Raw genomic sequence first — 13,867 nt, forward strand, 5'->3', positions numbered from 1 at the left:
CGGGGCCGCAATCTGGAAGGAAGAGACAATGAATCATTACACACGCTGGCTGGAACTGAAGAAAGAAAATCCTGGCAAATACGCACGTGATATTGCGGGGTTGATGAATATTAGCGAAGCCGAACTGACCTTTGCACGTGTCGGTCACGACGCCTGGCGCTTACGTGGCGAAGTGCGTGAAATTCTCAGCGCACTGGAAACAGTGGGCGAAACCAAATGTATTTGCCGCAATGAATACGCAGTACATGAGCAGGTGGGTGCTTTTACCAATCAGCACCTCAACGGCCATGCTGGGCTGGTTCTCAATCCGCGCGCCCTCGATCTGCGTCTGTTCCTGAATCAGTGGGCCAGCACCTTTCATATCAGCGAAACAACCGCCCATGGTGAGCGTCAGAGCATTCAGTTCTTCGACCATCAGGGAGACGCACTGCTGAAGGTCTATACCACGCAAAATACCCTCGTTGAGGAATGGGCGGCGTTGCTGACCCGTTTCATCTTTGCAGAAAATCCGCCGCTGGTGCTGCAACCCGCCAACAATTCTGCGCCTGCCGCCGTCACGGTCGATGCACAGACCGTTGATCAAGAGTGGCGAGCGATGACCGATGTCCACCAGTTCTTCGGTCTGCTGAAACGCCATGAACTCACCCGCCAACAGGCATTTAATCTGGTGGGCGACGATCTGGCCTGTAAGGTTTCTAATAGTGCACTGGCGCAGTTACTCGACACCGCGCGTCAGGATGGCAACGAAATTATGGTTTTTGTGGGTAATCGCGGCTGCGTACAGATTTTTACCGGCGTGATTGAAAAACTGGTACCAATGAAAGGCTGGCTAAACATCTTCAACCCAACCTTTACCCTGCATCTGCTGGAAGAGAGCGTGGCCGAAACGTGGGTGACGCGCAAACCGACCGCCGATGGTCACGTCACCAGTCTGGAACTGTTTGCTGCCGACGGTACGCAAATCGCACAACTGTATGGTCAACGTACGGAAGGCGAGCCGGAACAGACGCAATGGCGCACACAGATTGACGCGCTAACGCCGAAAGGACTGGCCGCATGAAAAAACTGCTGGCCCTGATCGCGCTGCTGCCCTTCGCCGCACTTGCTGCGCCTGAGGAGCGAGTTGTTGCCCTCGGTGGCGATGTCACCGAGATAGTATACGCACTGGGAGCACAACCCTCCCTTGTGGCGAGAGACAGCACCAGCCAGTGGCCTGCTGCGGCAACCGCGTTACCTGATGTTGGTTATTTGCGCCAGCTCAACGCCGAAGGGATCCTTGCCACACGCCCTACGCTGGTCCTTGCCAGCGCGCAGGCGCAGCCTTCTCTGGTGTTAAAACAGATCGAGCAGAGCAATGTCAGGGTTGTCACGATCCCGGCAAGCAACGATCTTAACGTGATTGATGAAAAAGTTCGGGTTATCGCCGAGGCTACTCATCGGGAGGCCGACGGCGAAACGCTGCGCGCAACGTTACGTCAGGAACTGGCGACGCTCCCGTCATCTGAACTTAATAAACGTGTGCTGTTTATTCTCAATCATGGCGGGATGACAGCGATGGCGGCGGGCCAGCAAACCGGAGCCGATGCGGCGATTCGTGCCGCAGGTCTACGCAACGCGATGCAGGGCGTTAATCGCTATCAGCAGCTGTCACAAGAAGGCGTCATTGCCAGCCAGCCCGATCTGGTAGTGATTTCACAAGAAGGTGTTAAGGCGATGGGTGGCGAGGCAAACCTGTGGGCGCTACCGGGACTTGCGCAAACACCTGCCGGCAGGAATAAACAGGTATTGCAGGTTGACGATATGGCGCTGTTGGGCTTCAGCGTTCGCACGCCACAGGCTATTTTGCAGCTTCGTGCTAAAGCGGAGCAATTGCCCTGATGTCCCGGCGGATCACCTGTTCGTTGTGGATGTTGGCATTGATGCTGGTTGTAATGACGGTTCTGGCTACCGGTTTTGGCGCGTTGCGCCTGCCGGTAAGTCTGCTCTGGCGTGATGGCGATGAGGCACTGCGTCAAATCTGGCTCACGATTCGTCTGCCCCGCGTCCTGCTGGCGCTGGTGATTGGCGGCTCTCTGGCGCTCGCTGGCTGCGTGATGCAGGGGCTGTTTCGCAATCCACTTGCAGACCCTGGATTACTGGGAATAAGCAGTGGCGCCGCCTGCGCTGTGGCCCTGTGGGTGGTGCTGCCTGTCTCCTTGCCCGCGCTGCTGATGTTGTATGCTCCAATGCTGGCCGCTTTTTTCGGCGCGCTGGCGGCAACCGTAGTGATTTTTATCCTTAGCCAACAGCGCGACGGTTCACTCTCACGCCTGCTGCTGGTCGGCATTGCCATTAACGCGCTCTGTGGGGCGGCGGTTGGCGTTTTGTCGTGGGTCAGTAATGATGCGCAACTGCGCCAGCTGTCGCTATGGGGAATGGGAAGTCTGGGGGCCGCGCAGTGGTCCACACTGTTGGCTGTCACTTCACTGACAATCCCGACGGTGCTGATCATCTGGCGACTTGCTCCGGCGCTGAATCTTCTGCAGCTGGGTGAGGAAGAGGCGCATTATCTCGGCGTTGATGTGCGTACAATCCAGCGTATTTTGCTGCTTTGTAGCGCATTACTGGTTGCCTCAGCCGTGGCGGTAAGCGGCGTGATTGGCTTTATCGGGTTGGTCATCCCACATTTAATACGTATGTGGCTCGGCTCAGACCATCGGGCCGTTATTCCGGGTTCCGTGCTGGCGGGCGCGTTTTTATTGCTGATTGCAGACACACTGGCCCGTACGGCGGTTGCGCCTGCGGAGATGCCGGTCGGACTGTTGACCAGTCTTCTCGGCGCACCGTGGTTTTTATGGCTTATTTTTCGTCAGCGAGGACCGCATGGCTGAGCATTTCATCGCTGAAGAGCTTCATTATCACGTAGCTGGCAGAGCTGTAATTGACAATGTATCGCTCGCCCTTAAAAAAGGTGAACTGGTGGCGCTGATCGGCCCAAACGGTGCGGGGAAATCCACTCTGCTACGCTTGCTGACCGGTTTTCTGAAACCGGCTACCGGGCGCTGCGTGCTGTCGGGCAAACCGCTGGAGGAGTGGCCTACCCAGAAGCTGTCACGACACCGGGCGGTGATGCGTCAGCAAACACAGTTGGGGTTTGACTGGCCGGTAGAGGCCGTCATCACGATGGGGCGCGCGCCCTGGAGCCAACGACCGGAACCTGGGCTTATTGCACAGGTAATGGAGATGACCGGATGTACGCCTCTGGCAGGCCGGCAATACGCCGCGCTTTCCGGCGGCGAGCAACAGCGAGTGCAGTTAGCCCGTGCGCTGGCGCAACTCTGGTGCGACGGTGCACCTCGCGGTTGGTTATTCCTTGATGAACCGACCTCCGCGCTGGATCTTTACCACCAGCAGCATTTGTTGCGCATGCTAAAAACGCTAACCGCTTCGGGTGGGCTGCATGTGTGCATTGTGCTTCACGATCTGAACCTCGCTGCACTGTGGGCAGACAGAATAGTGCTGCTGCACAACGGCAGGCTGGTGTCTCAGGGAACACCGGAAACTGTGTTACAGACCGATGATCTGAAGCGCTGGTACGGTGCTCAGGTACACGTTGGCCAGCATCCGGCCAACGCCTCCCCGCAGGTATTTCTGGCCCCTTAGCTTGAACAACTCACTTCCAGCCGTTTGCCCCAGTCAGGTGGACGGCTGGCATAGTCATCATCACGATCGGCAAACGGGGTACGCAACGCCTGGTGCAACCGGTGCAGTTCCGCGTAATCCCCCTGCTCTGCCTGACTAATCGCCCGTTGCGCCAGCCAGTTACGTAATACCATCGCCGGATTTGCCGCCTTCATCTGTGTTTGTCTGACTGCATCGGCAATATTGTCTTGCTGAAGGCGCGAGCGATACCGCGTGAACCAGTCGTCAAATGCTGCGCGGTCGATAAACTCATCGCGCAACGGAGATTGCGCACTGTGCTGCTCCGTTTCGCTGAGCATGCGAAACGTTCGCGTATAGTCGCTTCTTTCTCGCGCCATCAGGCTAAACAGTTCGCTAAGCAGTTCGTTATCGTCTTTCTGCTCGCTAAAGAAGCCGAGCTTTTGCCGCATCCGCTGACCGTAGCGAGTTAACAGCGCCAGCTGGTAACTGTCCAGCGCATCATTGAGCGCCTCGACCGGGATAAATGGCGACAGGGTTTGCGCCAGACGTTGCAGGTTCCACAACGCGGCGGCCGGTTGATTATCGAAACTGTATCGCCCCTGGTTGTCAGAGTGGTTGCAGATATAATCGGGCACGTAATCATCAAGAAAACCGAATGGACCGTAATCCATCGTCAGACCCAGAATCGACATGTTGTCCGTGTTCATAACACCATGTGCAAATCCTACCGCCTGCCAGTCAGCGATTAACGTCGCAGTACGCGTGACAACATCGTTAAACCACAGCTGATACTTATCGGCTTCTTCCTGCCATTGCGGCCAGTAATGGCGAATCGCAAAGTCAGCCAACTGGCGCACTTTTTCCGGCTCTCGGCGATAGTAAAAATGCTCAAAATGGCCAAACCGCATATGGCTTTGCGCCACGCGAATGAGCATCGCCCCCGCTTCGACCGTTTCGCGATAAACCGGCGTGTCGCTGGTGACAATCGACAATGCCCGCGTGGTCGGTATTCCCAAGTAATGCATCGCTTCACTGGCCAGGCTTTCACGAATGGTCGAGCGCAGCACGGCACGCCCATCACCCATGCGGGAATACGGCGTGAGTCCGGCGCCTTTCAGGTGCCAGTCAAACGTTGAACCATCCGCGAGGTGTTGTTCGCCCAGCAGGATCCCACGTCCGTCGCCAAGCTGACCAGCCCAGACGCCGAACTGATGCCCACTATAAACCTGGGCTAATGGCGACATCCCGGGAAGCAACGATTCGCCTCCCCAAACGCCTGCACCAGTCGGAATATCAAATAGCGCCGCAGGAATTGCTAATTGCTCCGCCAGCGCATCGTTATGCCAGATAAGGCGCGCGTTTTTCAGAGGGGTGGGTGAAAGCGCGGTATAGGTTGCTGGTAGTTCATCACGCCAGCGAGTGGTAAAAGACAGGGTCATAGGGCCTCCTGCCTCTAGTGTAGACTGTTAATAGCCTGTTAAACACCAGCAAATAAAAGGGTTATATCTTAGCGAGCGAAATTATCTGCGCAGGAGGCACCGCAGGCCACAATCCTCCATGCATGGCACTGAATCCCACAGGCAAGACGCGCTCCAGCATCTCTTGTGTATCAATTCCGCTAATGATTATTGACTCACAGCTGGGCGATAGTTGCGCCAGAATAGCCCGCATAAACGGTTCAAACGAAATATGTGCAATCCTTTGTTGAACAAAGTTTTTATCCAGCACGACGCGTTTGAACAGGCCGTCAAAAATTGCCCGGGTTGATATACCACCAGAACCATAGTTTGTCAGGACTAATGGAAATCGCGCAGCAAGTGCGGCCAATATTGGATTATCTTTACCTTTGTTTAACTCCGGATAGCTTTCATTAATAGTCAGCTCCAGAAATGAAAATCGTTCAACCTGTGAAGCAAGTTCAGTATCTGATAATAAAGTATTAGCAACTGCTGGCGTTAAATTAATCCAGGCGGATACTTTTCGCTGAATAAAAAAATGTTGGCACGTTTCGATTAATTCTAGTTTTTCTACAAATAAACGACATTGTTCGTCGTCTGACATCCGAGGTAGGACCAGCTCGGTGGGTATACGCACATCTCCATGCGCACTGGCGAAACTGGTGATGATATCGACGAATTCAAGATCGCCTTTTTCGCTTCTCGCAGGAAGAAAAGAGAACTCAGAATGGTAAAGATTATCCAGTGAAACAATCATCGTGCCAGCCCCGCTGCATGGGTGTTATCCGGCATCCTGTAGCAAAGGATGGAGAAATACGTTACTGCTGATGCAAGTAGAGGCCCTTTCATTTTTCCCTTTTTAGCCGGTAAATCGAATCCTTTTTTTTAGCTTATCCTGATTATAAGCGAATATCCAGCTTTGCACTTTTTAATATCTCGGAATAAATCATATTTTTAGCAAGATACGCTCTTAATGTTCAGGGGTATTGTCTAACCAAAAGCAGAAATAAAAGTTAACTTTCAAATGGTGATGTTGAGGCTGCACACTCGATGGCAGCCTCGGAGTTACGGGGGATTAAATACGTCGTGCCTGCCAAAAGTTTTTACGCCAGTAAACGTTATCCAGAGACGAGCGCATCACGCCACGGCTGGTTGAAGCATGAATAAACTGATTATTGGTATCGTAAATACCAACATGCAGACCGCTTTCCCCAGACCCGGTTTTAAAGAAAACCAGATCGCCTGGCAGCAAATCATCTTTATCAATTTCGGTACCAATCTTTGATTGCGTACGCGTATCGCGCGGAAGTTGCAGGTCGAATTTATCGCGCATCGTCATCAAAACAAATCCAGAACAATCCACCCCACTACGACTCATACCGCCATAACGATAGGGTGTGCCATGCCAGGTTTGGAGCTGATCATTAAGACCGGCGATAACGGCAATAGAATCCGACAAGCGGGCATTTGGCGCAGGCGCACGATGGCTGCTGCAGCCCGCCAAAAACAATGCTGTGATGAAAAGGAGCCAAAAGCGCATTCAGTACGAATCCTCTGAATTTTATTTTTATGCCAATTTAGCGTGGAAATTATATGATTTTCAAGAACCCATTTCACTTAAGTGGTTGATATGAGCATTCTGTGCCCTTCAATATCCAAACGTCGGAAGTTGACGCCATAGGCCGCAGACAGATTGGCCGGCGTCAGTACCGTATCTCGTGCACCACTGGCAAGCAGTTTCCCGCGTTTGAGTAGCCAGGCTTTATGCGCATGGCGTAAGGTGTGATTAAGGTCATGGCTACTCATCACAATCGCTATGCCCTGCAAACACAGCTGACTCAACAGCCGGTCCAGTGCGTTTTGTTGCGCGACGTCCAGACTGTTCATTGGCTCATCCAGCAGTAAAAGCTGACCTAATGGATTCGCTTGTGGGCAAATCTGCAGGATAACCGCAGCCAGGCGCACACGCTGCCACTCACCGCCGGAGAGTTGGTTCACGCCGCGCCCCAGTTTATCTCCCAGACCGAGCGCATCGGCGATCTCCTGTAACAGATCGGTGCGTTCTTTGTCGGGTTGATGCAGCGTCAGAAAATGCCAGACCGGCATGGCAAACGGCGGATTTTGCTGTTGCGCAAGATAGGCGCGATATTGCGCCAGCCTGGCGGCCGGCCATTCCTCCAACGGCATATCACCAAAAGTGATACTGCCCTCTCCGTTTGTCAGACCCGCCATACGCGCCAACAGCGTACTTTTTCCGGCACCGTTTGGTCCCACTAAATGCAAGATCTCTCCTGCTTTTATCTCACCAGAAAGCGGGCCGAGACGGGTCGATTCCGCGACGTCCTGTAGCTGCATCAATCGAGACATTAGTTTGCCAGCGCCTGCTTGATGGTTTGCACCAGGATGGGATCCTCAGGCGTCATATCCGGTGAGAATCGTTGCAGCACTTTTCCATCGCGACCCACTAAAAACTTCTCGAAATTCCACAGGATATCGTCCGGGTAGAGCGGCGCACGACCTTTGCTCGCCATTCGCTCGTAGAACCCACTGTCCGCAGACGCAACGGCCGTTGGCGCGGCATCAATCAGCTTCTGATACAGCGGATGGCGTCCCTCGCCGTTGACGTCAATTTTGCTGAACATCGGGAAAGTTACGCCCCATGTGGTACTGCAGTACGTTTTTATTTCCTCTTCGCTGCCCGGCTCCTGGCCCAGAAACTGATTGCAAGGGAAACCAAGAACGCTGAAGCCCTGTTGGTGCCAGGCTTTCTGCAGATTCTCCAGTTGCTCGTACTGCGGCGTCAGCCCACATTTTGAAGCAACGTTGACGATTAACAGCACATTCCCGGAATACGGCTGCAGTGAGGTAACCTCGCCGTCGATGGTCGTCACTTCTGTATCGAGGATAGTGTTTTGCATAGCATCTCCAGAACAACAGGTGGATTTTCAGTTTTTAATCATAGACCGAACCAACGCGTTCTAGCGCGCGGCTTTTAACAATAGCCAGATAAATACCGGCGCACCCATAGTGGCCGTTACCACGCCGATAGGTAACTCAGCCGAGGCCAGCACCAAACGCGCGACAACATCAGCAAACAATAATGCGATTGCGCCAGCCAACGCACAACCTGGCAGTAAAACACGGTGATCGGTGAGGCCGCACAGTCGCAAAATATGCGGGATCACAAGCCCAATAAAACCAATCGCCCCTGCCAGAGCCACGCTCACGCCAACCATCCAGCCTGTGGCAACCACCAGCAGGTTGCGCCAGAACCATAATGGCAGTCCCAGCTGACGCGCAGAAGTTTCTCCTAACGCCAGCATATTCATCGGCTGCGACTGACAGCAGATCCACACCAGTACCGGAATCAACGCCACCATGAGCCAAGCCTGATGCCAGTCTACGCCACCGAAGCCCCCCATCATCCAGTACATCAGCTGTCGTAAGTCAAACGAGGTAGAGAAGTAGATAGCCCATGTCATCAGCGCGCTACAGATTATCCCCAGCGCCACCCCCGCCAGCAGCAGACGGCTGGTAGACAGATGTCGACGGGCGAAACGTAGCAAAATAAGCGTGATAATCAGCGCCCCGGCAATGGCGCAAAGGCCCAACGCCCAGCCGGGGAGTTGCCCCTGCCCCAGCAGCACCGCCGCGATAAGCCCGACTCCCGCGCCGTTAGATACGCCCAGTAATCCAGGCTCTGCGAGCGGGTTTTCAAACAGAGCTTGCATCACTGCGCCAGATAAGGCCAATGCAGCGCCTACCAGCAAAACGGCAAGGGTACGGGGAAGTCGAATTTGCCAGACGAACAGATTGCCGCGGGCGCTGAACCAGTCGCCGGGAGCGATCCATTGTTCTCCTGCGCACAAGCTTAGAATCGTTGCCAGTAGCATAAGTACTGACAGTGACAGTATCCAGCGTACGTTTCGACGCTGCTGTTGATGGGCGAAAGTCAGCATGTTTTCCATTCTGCTGAAAAGAGATGGAGGTGATTCTACGGTGCTGATTCGGTAGTGAAAAGGAAAAAGGCCGCATAGCGGCCTTTTTAGTTATACGCGTCATACTCTGCGTATCGTTAAATCACTCTTCTTTGGGCGTTGCGTTTTCAACCCGGCTTTTTAACTTCTGTCCGGGTCTGAAGGTCACCACGCGCCGTGCTGTAATGGGAATATCTTCGCCCGTTTTCGGGTTACGGCCCGGACGTTGATTCTTATCACGCAGATCGAAGTTACCAAAACCAGAGAGTTTTACCTGCTCACCATTTTCCAGAGCACGACGGATCTCTTCGAAAAACAGCTCGACCAGTTCTTTGGCATCCCGCTTGCTAAGCCCAAGCTTATCAAACAGATATTCTGACATTTCAGCTTTTGTAAGCGCCATAGGTTCAATCCCTCAATGATGCCTGGAATCGCTCTTTTAATGCCTCTACACATTTGGCGACGGTAGCGGCAATCTCCTCTTCTTCAAGTGTACGGCTGGTATCCTGAAGGATCAGGCTGATAGCGAGGCTCTTATAGCCCTCCGCAACACCCTTACCGCGGTACACGTCAAATAAGTTTACGCCAACTACCTGATTTACGCCAACTTTCTTACACTCGGATAAAATATCCGCAGCGGGAACGTTTTCTGCCACAACGACTGCGATATCGCGACGGTTCGCTGGGAAGCGAGAAACTTCACGCGCCTGAGGCACCACGCGGTCTGCGAGCTTATTCCACTCCAGTTCAAACACCAAAGTGCGACCGTTCAGATCCAGTTTACGTTCCAGTTCAGGATGAACAACCCCAATGAAACCAATACGTTCACCTTTCAGATAAATCGCCGCAGACTGACCCGGATGCAGTGCTGGATTCGCTTCAGCTTTGAACTGAATGTCCCCCAGTTTTCCGGTCAGGTCGAGAACTGCTTCCAGATCGCCTTTCAGATCATAGAAATCAACGGTCTCTTTTGCCAGATTCCAGTGTTCATCATGACGGTTACCGCAGATCACGCCAGCCAGCATCAGATCCTGACGGATCCCGAGGTTGGCCTGCGTATCTGGCACGAAACGTAAACCCGTTTCGAAAATACGTACGCGGTTCTGCTGACGATTCTGGTTATACACTACCGTAGACAGCAAGCCGGTCCACAGGGACAAACGCATTGCCGACATATCAATAGAGATTGGGCTTGGCAGCAGCAGCGCTTCTTCACCCGGGTGCAGCAGCGACTGGACTTTCGGGTCGACGAAGCTATAGGTAATGACTTCCTGATAGCCTTTGTCATTCAGCATGGTTTTTACACGTTTCAGCGACAAATCCGCTTCACGATGCGTACCCATGATAAGACCCGCCTGAATCGGCGTATTCGGGATATTGTCATAACCGTATACGCGGGCGACTTCTTCGACCAGGTCTTCTTCGATTTCCATATCGAAACGCCAGCTCGGCGCGACCGCTTTCCACTCATCCTGCCCTTCCGTCACGTCACAACCCAGACGACGCAGAATGTCGCTCACCTGCTCATCGGCAATATGGTGTCCGATCAGACGATCCAGTTTGCTACGGCGAAGCGTAATGGTTGCGCGTTTTGGTAGCGTGGCTTCGTTCGTCACGTCAATGACTGGACCCGCTTCGCCACCACAGATATCAATCAGCAGGCGCGTTGCACGTTCCATGGCCTTATGCTGCAGAGCCGGATCGACACCACGCTCATAGCGGTGAGAAGCATCGGTGTGCAGACCGTGACGACGCGCGCGACCGGTAATAGACAGCGGGCTGAAGAATGCACATTCCAGCAGGACGTTTTGCGTTTCATCATTCACGCCGGAATGTTCACCACCAAAGATGCCGCCCATCGCCAGCGCTTTGTTATGGTCCGCAATCACCAGCGTATCTGCATTCAGCTTCGCTTCGCTGCCGTCCAGCAATACCAGAGTCTCACCCTCTTTTGCCATACGGACAACAATTCCGCCTTCAATGCGGTCTTTGTCGAATGCGTGCATCGGCTGGCCCAGTTCGAGCAGCACATAGTTAGTCACGTCGACCACGGCATCGATAGAACGAATACCGCAACGGCGCAGTTTTTCTTTCATCCACAGCGGGGTCGGCGCTTTAACATTGATGCCTTTTACCACGCGGCCCAGATAGCGTGGGCAGGCTTCCACGGCTTCGACCTGAATCGGCAGGACGTCGCTAATGGTCGCGGCTACTGGCGCGATTTCCGGCTCAACCAGCGGGGCTTTGTTCAGTACAGCAACGTCACGCGCTACACCGATGATGCCTAAGCAGTCGGCGCGGTTCGGCGTGACGCTGATTTCGATGGTGTTGTCGTCAAGCTTCAGGTATTCACGGATATCGGTGCCAATTGGCGCATCGGCAGGCAGTTCGATAATCCCGTTATGATCGTCGGAAATACCCAGCTCGGAGAACGAGCACAGCATGCCTTCAGATGGTTCACCGCGCAGTTTCGCGGCTTTAATTTTGAAATCGCCCGGCAGAACGGCACCAACGGTTGCCACAGCCACTTTCAACCCCTGACGGCAGTTTGGCGCACCGCAGACGATATCCAGCAGGCGGTCGCCGCCTACATTCACTTTGGTGACACGCAGTTTGTCAGCGTTAGGGTGTTGGCCGCATTCAACCACTTCACCTACCACAACGCCGTTAAACGCGCCGGAAACAGGTTCCACACCGTCAACTTCCAGACCCGCCATCGTGATTTGGTTTGACAGCGCATCGCTATCAATCGCCGGATTTACCCATTCGCGTAACCACAGTTCACTGAATTTCATTGTTTTATCCTGCCTTTATTTAAACTGTTTGAGGAAACGCAGATCGTTTTCGAAGAAAGAACGCAGATCGGTAACGCCGTAACGCAGCATGGTCAGACGCTCCATACCCATACCGAATGCAAAGCCGGAATAGATTTCCGGATCGATGCCAACATTACGCAACACGTTCGGGTGAACCATCCCGCAGCCCAGCACTTCCAGCCACTTGCCGTTTTTGCCCATCACGTCAACTTCCGCAGATGGTTCAGTGAACGGGAAGTAGGAAGGACGGAAACGAACCTGCAGGTCTTCTTCAAAGAAGTTGCGCAGGAAATCGTGCAGCGTGCCTTTCAGGTTGGTGAAGTTGATGTTGGTATCAACAATCAGCCCTTCCATCTGGTGGAACATTGGGGTGTGAGTCTGATCGTAATCGTTACGATATACGCGGCCCGGGGCGATAATACGGATCGGCGGCTGTTTTTCTTTCATGGTGCGGATCTGCACGCCGGAAGTCTGCGTGCGCAGCAGACGCGTCGCGTCAAACCAGAAAGTGTCGTGGTCAGCACGCGCCGGGTGATGGCCAGGAATGTTGAGCGCATCGAAGTTATGATAGTCATCTTCGATTTCCGGACCGGTCGCCACGGTAAAGCCCAGCTCACCGAAGAAACTTTCAATCCTGTCGATTGTACGCGTTACAGGATGCAGACCGCCGTTTTCGATACGACGCCCAGGAAGGGAGATATCGATCGTTTCTTCAGCCAGACGAGCATTCAGCGCAGCGCTTTCTAATTCGGCCTTACGTGCGTTCAGCGCTTGCTGTACCTGCTCTTTAGCTTCGTTAATCACCGCACCTGCTGCCGGGCGCTCTTCTGGCGGCAGTTCGCGCAGGGTTGTCATCTGAAGGGTCAAGTGCCCTTTCTTGCCCAAATATTCGACGCGGACATTGTCTAACGCGGCAACATCTGAAGCCTGGTTAATGGCGGCCGTTGCACTGGCAACCAGCTCTGCGAGATGTGACATGGTTTTCCTCGTTATGTTGCGATATTCACTAGTCGCTCGTATATACGCAAAATCATTCAAGTTGTATCAACGCGGCCAAAGAGCGAATGCAGCCAATACAGAGACAACTTGAAAGATGACGCGTATAAAAAAAGCCTCCACCAGGGAGGCTTTTAGGCGCTGTTTTCCGTTTCTTCTTTCACGCGCAAGCCTCCTGAGTTCAGGTGCTAAAGTAAAAGAAGAAGCGGAAAATAGCAGCATTCATGCTTGCGTTACCTTGTGTGGTAAAAACCGGACAACCTTTATTGAAAAGGCTTACGGATAAATTGTCAACTAATTGATTACTCTACAAATAAAAGAGAGGGAGCCAGGCTCCCTCTTTTCACCGGCTTATGCCAGAGCTGCTTTCGCTTTTTCGACCAGAGCGGTGAACGCTACTTTGTCGAATACTGCGATGTCAGCCAGGATCTTACGGTCGATTTCAACAGAGGCTTTTTTCAGGCCGTTGATGAATTTGCTGTAAGAAATACCGTTCTGACGTGCTGCTGCGTTGATACGCGCAATCCACAGTTGACGGAACTGACGCTTTTTCTGACGACGGTCACGATAAGCGTACTGACCAGCTTTGATAACAGCCTGGAAGGCAACGCGGTATACGCGAGAACGCGCACCGTAGTAGCCTTTAGCTTGTTTCAAAATTTTCTTGTGACGTGCACGGGCAACTACACCACGTTTTACGCGAGCCATATGTGCTCTCCTGTATCTATATTCTTAGTAAAAAAATGAATTAAACGTTAACGGCTTATGCGTACGGCAGGCACGCGATAACCAGACCCAGATCGCCTTTAGACACGAGGCCTTTTGGACGCAGGTGACGTTTACGCTTAGTAGATTTTTTGGTCAGAATATGACGCAGGTTTGCGTGCTTACGCTTAAATCCACCACCACCGGTTTTTTTGAAACGCTTAGCAGCACCGCGTACGGTCTTAATTTTTGGCATTTTAATAACTTCCACTTC

The 13,867-nt window shown here is 53.2% G+C and carries 16 protein-coding genes and 1 other annotated feature; of the genes, 4 read left to right on the forward strand and 12 right to left on the reverse strand.

The features are described from left to right. The first annotated feature begins 28 nt into the window (after window positions 1–28). The 4 genes from chuS to IB222_RS13095 are packed head-to-tail and all read left to right on the forward strand — an operon-like array spanning window position 29 to window position 3,642. Entirely contained in the window at window positions 29–1,060 is a 1,032-nt protein-coding gene (gene chuS, locus IB222_RS13080; protein WP_003832597.1) for a hematinate-forming heme oxygenase ChuS, read from the forward strand. After that, complete coding sequence (locus IB222_RS13085) at window positions 1,057–1,878, forward strand: hemin ABC transporter substrate-binding protein (protein WP_149384643.1); 822 nt, start codon at window positions 1,057–1,059, stop codon at window positions 1,876–1,878. Before chuS ends, IB222_RS13085 begins: the two co-directional genes overlap by 4 nt. After that, on the forward strand, window positions 1,878–2,870 hold the full coding sequence (locus IB222_RS13090; protein ID WP_003832595.1) for an iron ABC transporter permease: 993 nt from the start codon (window positions 1,878–1,880) through the stop codon (window positions 2,868–2,870). Before IB222_RS13085 ends, IB222_RS13090 begins: the two co-directional genes overlap by 1 nt. Beyond that, window positions 2,863–3,642, forward strand: a complete 780-nt coding sequence (locus tag IB222_RS13095) for a heme ABC transporter ATP-binding protein (RefSeq protein WP_149384642.1) — start codon at window positions 2,863–2,865, stop codon at window positions 3,640–3,642. Before IB222_RS13090 ends, IB222_RS13095 begins: the two co-directional genes overlap by 8 nt. On the opposite strand, the gene selO is transcribed toward IB222_RS13095, so the two are convergent. From selO to rpmI, 12 genes are all read right to left on the reverse strand, one after another. Further along, window positions 3,639–5,081, reverse strand: a complete 1,443-nt coding sequence (gene selO / locus IB222_RS13100) for a protein adenylyltransferase SelO (protein ID WP_149384641.1) — start codon at window positions 5,079–5,081, stop codon at window positions 3,639–3,641. The genes IB222_RS13095 and selO overlap by 4 nt on opposite strands. A gap of 61 nt (window positions 5,082–5,142) precedes the next feature. Next, complete coding sequence (locus IB222_RS13105; protein WP_149384640.1) at window positions 5,143–5,856, reverse strand: EAL domain-containing protein; 714 nt, start codon at window positions 5,854–5,856, stop codon at window positions 5,143–5,145. Between the two features lie 318 nt (window positions 5,857–6,174). Continuing rightward, window positions 6,175–6,639, reverse strand: coding sequence for an NlpC/P60 family protein (locus IB222_RS13110; protein WP_003832591.1), 465 nt, complete (start codon window positions 6,637–6,639; stop codon window positions 6,175–6,177). 77 nt (window positions 6,640–6,716) lie between these two features. After that, window positions 6,717–7,466, reverse strand: coding sequence for a vitamin B12 ABC transporter ATP-binding protein BtuD (gene btuD / locus IB222_RS13115; protein WP_126318325.1), 750 nt, complete (start codon window positions 7,464–7,466; stop codon window positions 6,717–6,719). Beyond that, on the reverse strand, window positions 7,466–8,017 hold the full coding sequence (locus IB222_RS13120; protein ID WP_148362062.1) for a glutathione peroxidase: 552 nt from the start codon (window positions 8,015–8,017) through the stop codon (window positions 7,466–7,468). The genes btuD and IB222_RS13120 overlap by 1 nt, the downstream gene beginning before the upstream one ends. A 60-nt stretch (window positions 8,018–8,077) precedes the next feature. Then, window positions 8,078–9,058 carry a vitamin B12 ABC transporter permease BtuC gene (btuC, locus tag IB222_RS13125; RefSeq protein ID WP_148362063.1) on the reverse strand — a complete coding sequence of 327 codons (981 nt, stop codon included), beginning with the start codon at window positions 9,056–9,058 and terminating at the stop codon, window positions 8,078–8,080. A 121-nt stretch (window positions 9,059–9,179) separates the two neighbouring features. Next, entirely contained in the window at window positions 9,180–9,479 is a 300-nt protein-coding gene (gene ihfA / locus IB222_RS13130) for an integration host factor subunit alpha (protein WP_003030571.1), read from the reverse strand. A gap of 4 nt (window positions 9,480–9,483) precedes the next feature. Further along, a complete protein-coding gene (pheT, locus tag IB222_RS13135; protein ID WP_079933930.1) occupies window positions 9,484–11,871 on the reverse strand; it encodes a phenylalanine--tRNA ligase subunit beta in 2,388 nt (795 codons plus the stop codon). Between the two features lie 15 nt (window positions 11,872–11,886). Next, the gene (gene pheS / locus IB222_RS13140; protein ID WP_003832580.1) at window positions 11,887–12,870 is read right to left on the reverse strand and encodes a phenylalanine--tRNA ligase subunit alpha; all 984 of its coding nucleotides are present in this window, start codon (window positions 12,868–12,870) and stop codon (window positions 11,887–11,889) included. A 124-nt stretch (window positions 12,871–12,994) separates the two neighbouring features. Further along, window positions 12,995–13,119: a sequence feature (Phe leader region), on the reverse strand. After that, on the reverse strand, window positions 13,070–13,114 hold the full coding sequence (gene pheM / locus IB222_RS13145) for a pheST operon leader peptide PheM (protein WP_001386830.1): 45 nt from the start codon (window positions 13,112–13,114) through the stop codon (window positions 13,070–13,072). (Overlaps the previous feature by 45 nt.) 120 nt (window positions 13,120–13,239) lie before the next feature. Continuing rightward, on the reverse strand, window positions 13,240–13,596 hold the full coding sequence (gene rplT, locus IB222_RS13150) for a 50S ribosomal protein L20 (RefSeq protein ID WP_003030578.1): 357 nt from the start codon (window positions 13,594–13,596) through the stop codon (window positions 13,240–13,242). Between the two features lie 55 nt (window positions 13,597–13,651). Next, the gene (gene rpmI / locus IB222_RS13155) at window positions 13,652–13,849 is read right to left on the reverse strand and encodes a 50S ribosomal protein L35 (RefSeq protein ID WP_003030583.1); all 198 of its coding nucleotides are present in this window, start codon (window positions 13,847–13,849) and stop codon (window positions 13,652–13,654) included. Between the last annotated feature and the right edge of the window lie 18 nt (window positions 13,850–13,867).

This window comes from Citrobacter sp. C13 (genome assembly GCF_014596815.2).
In the GTDB taxonomy this organism is placed as follows: domain Bacteria; phylum Pseudomonadota; class Gammaproteobacteria; order Enterobacterales; family Enterobacteriaceae; genus Citrobacter; species Citrobacter portucalensis.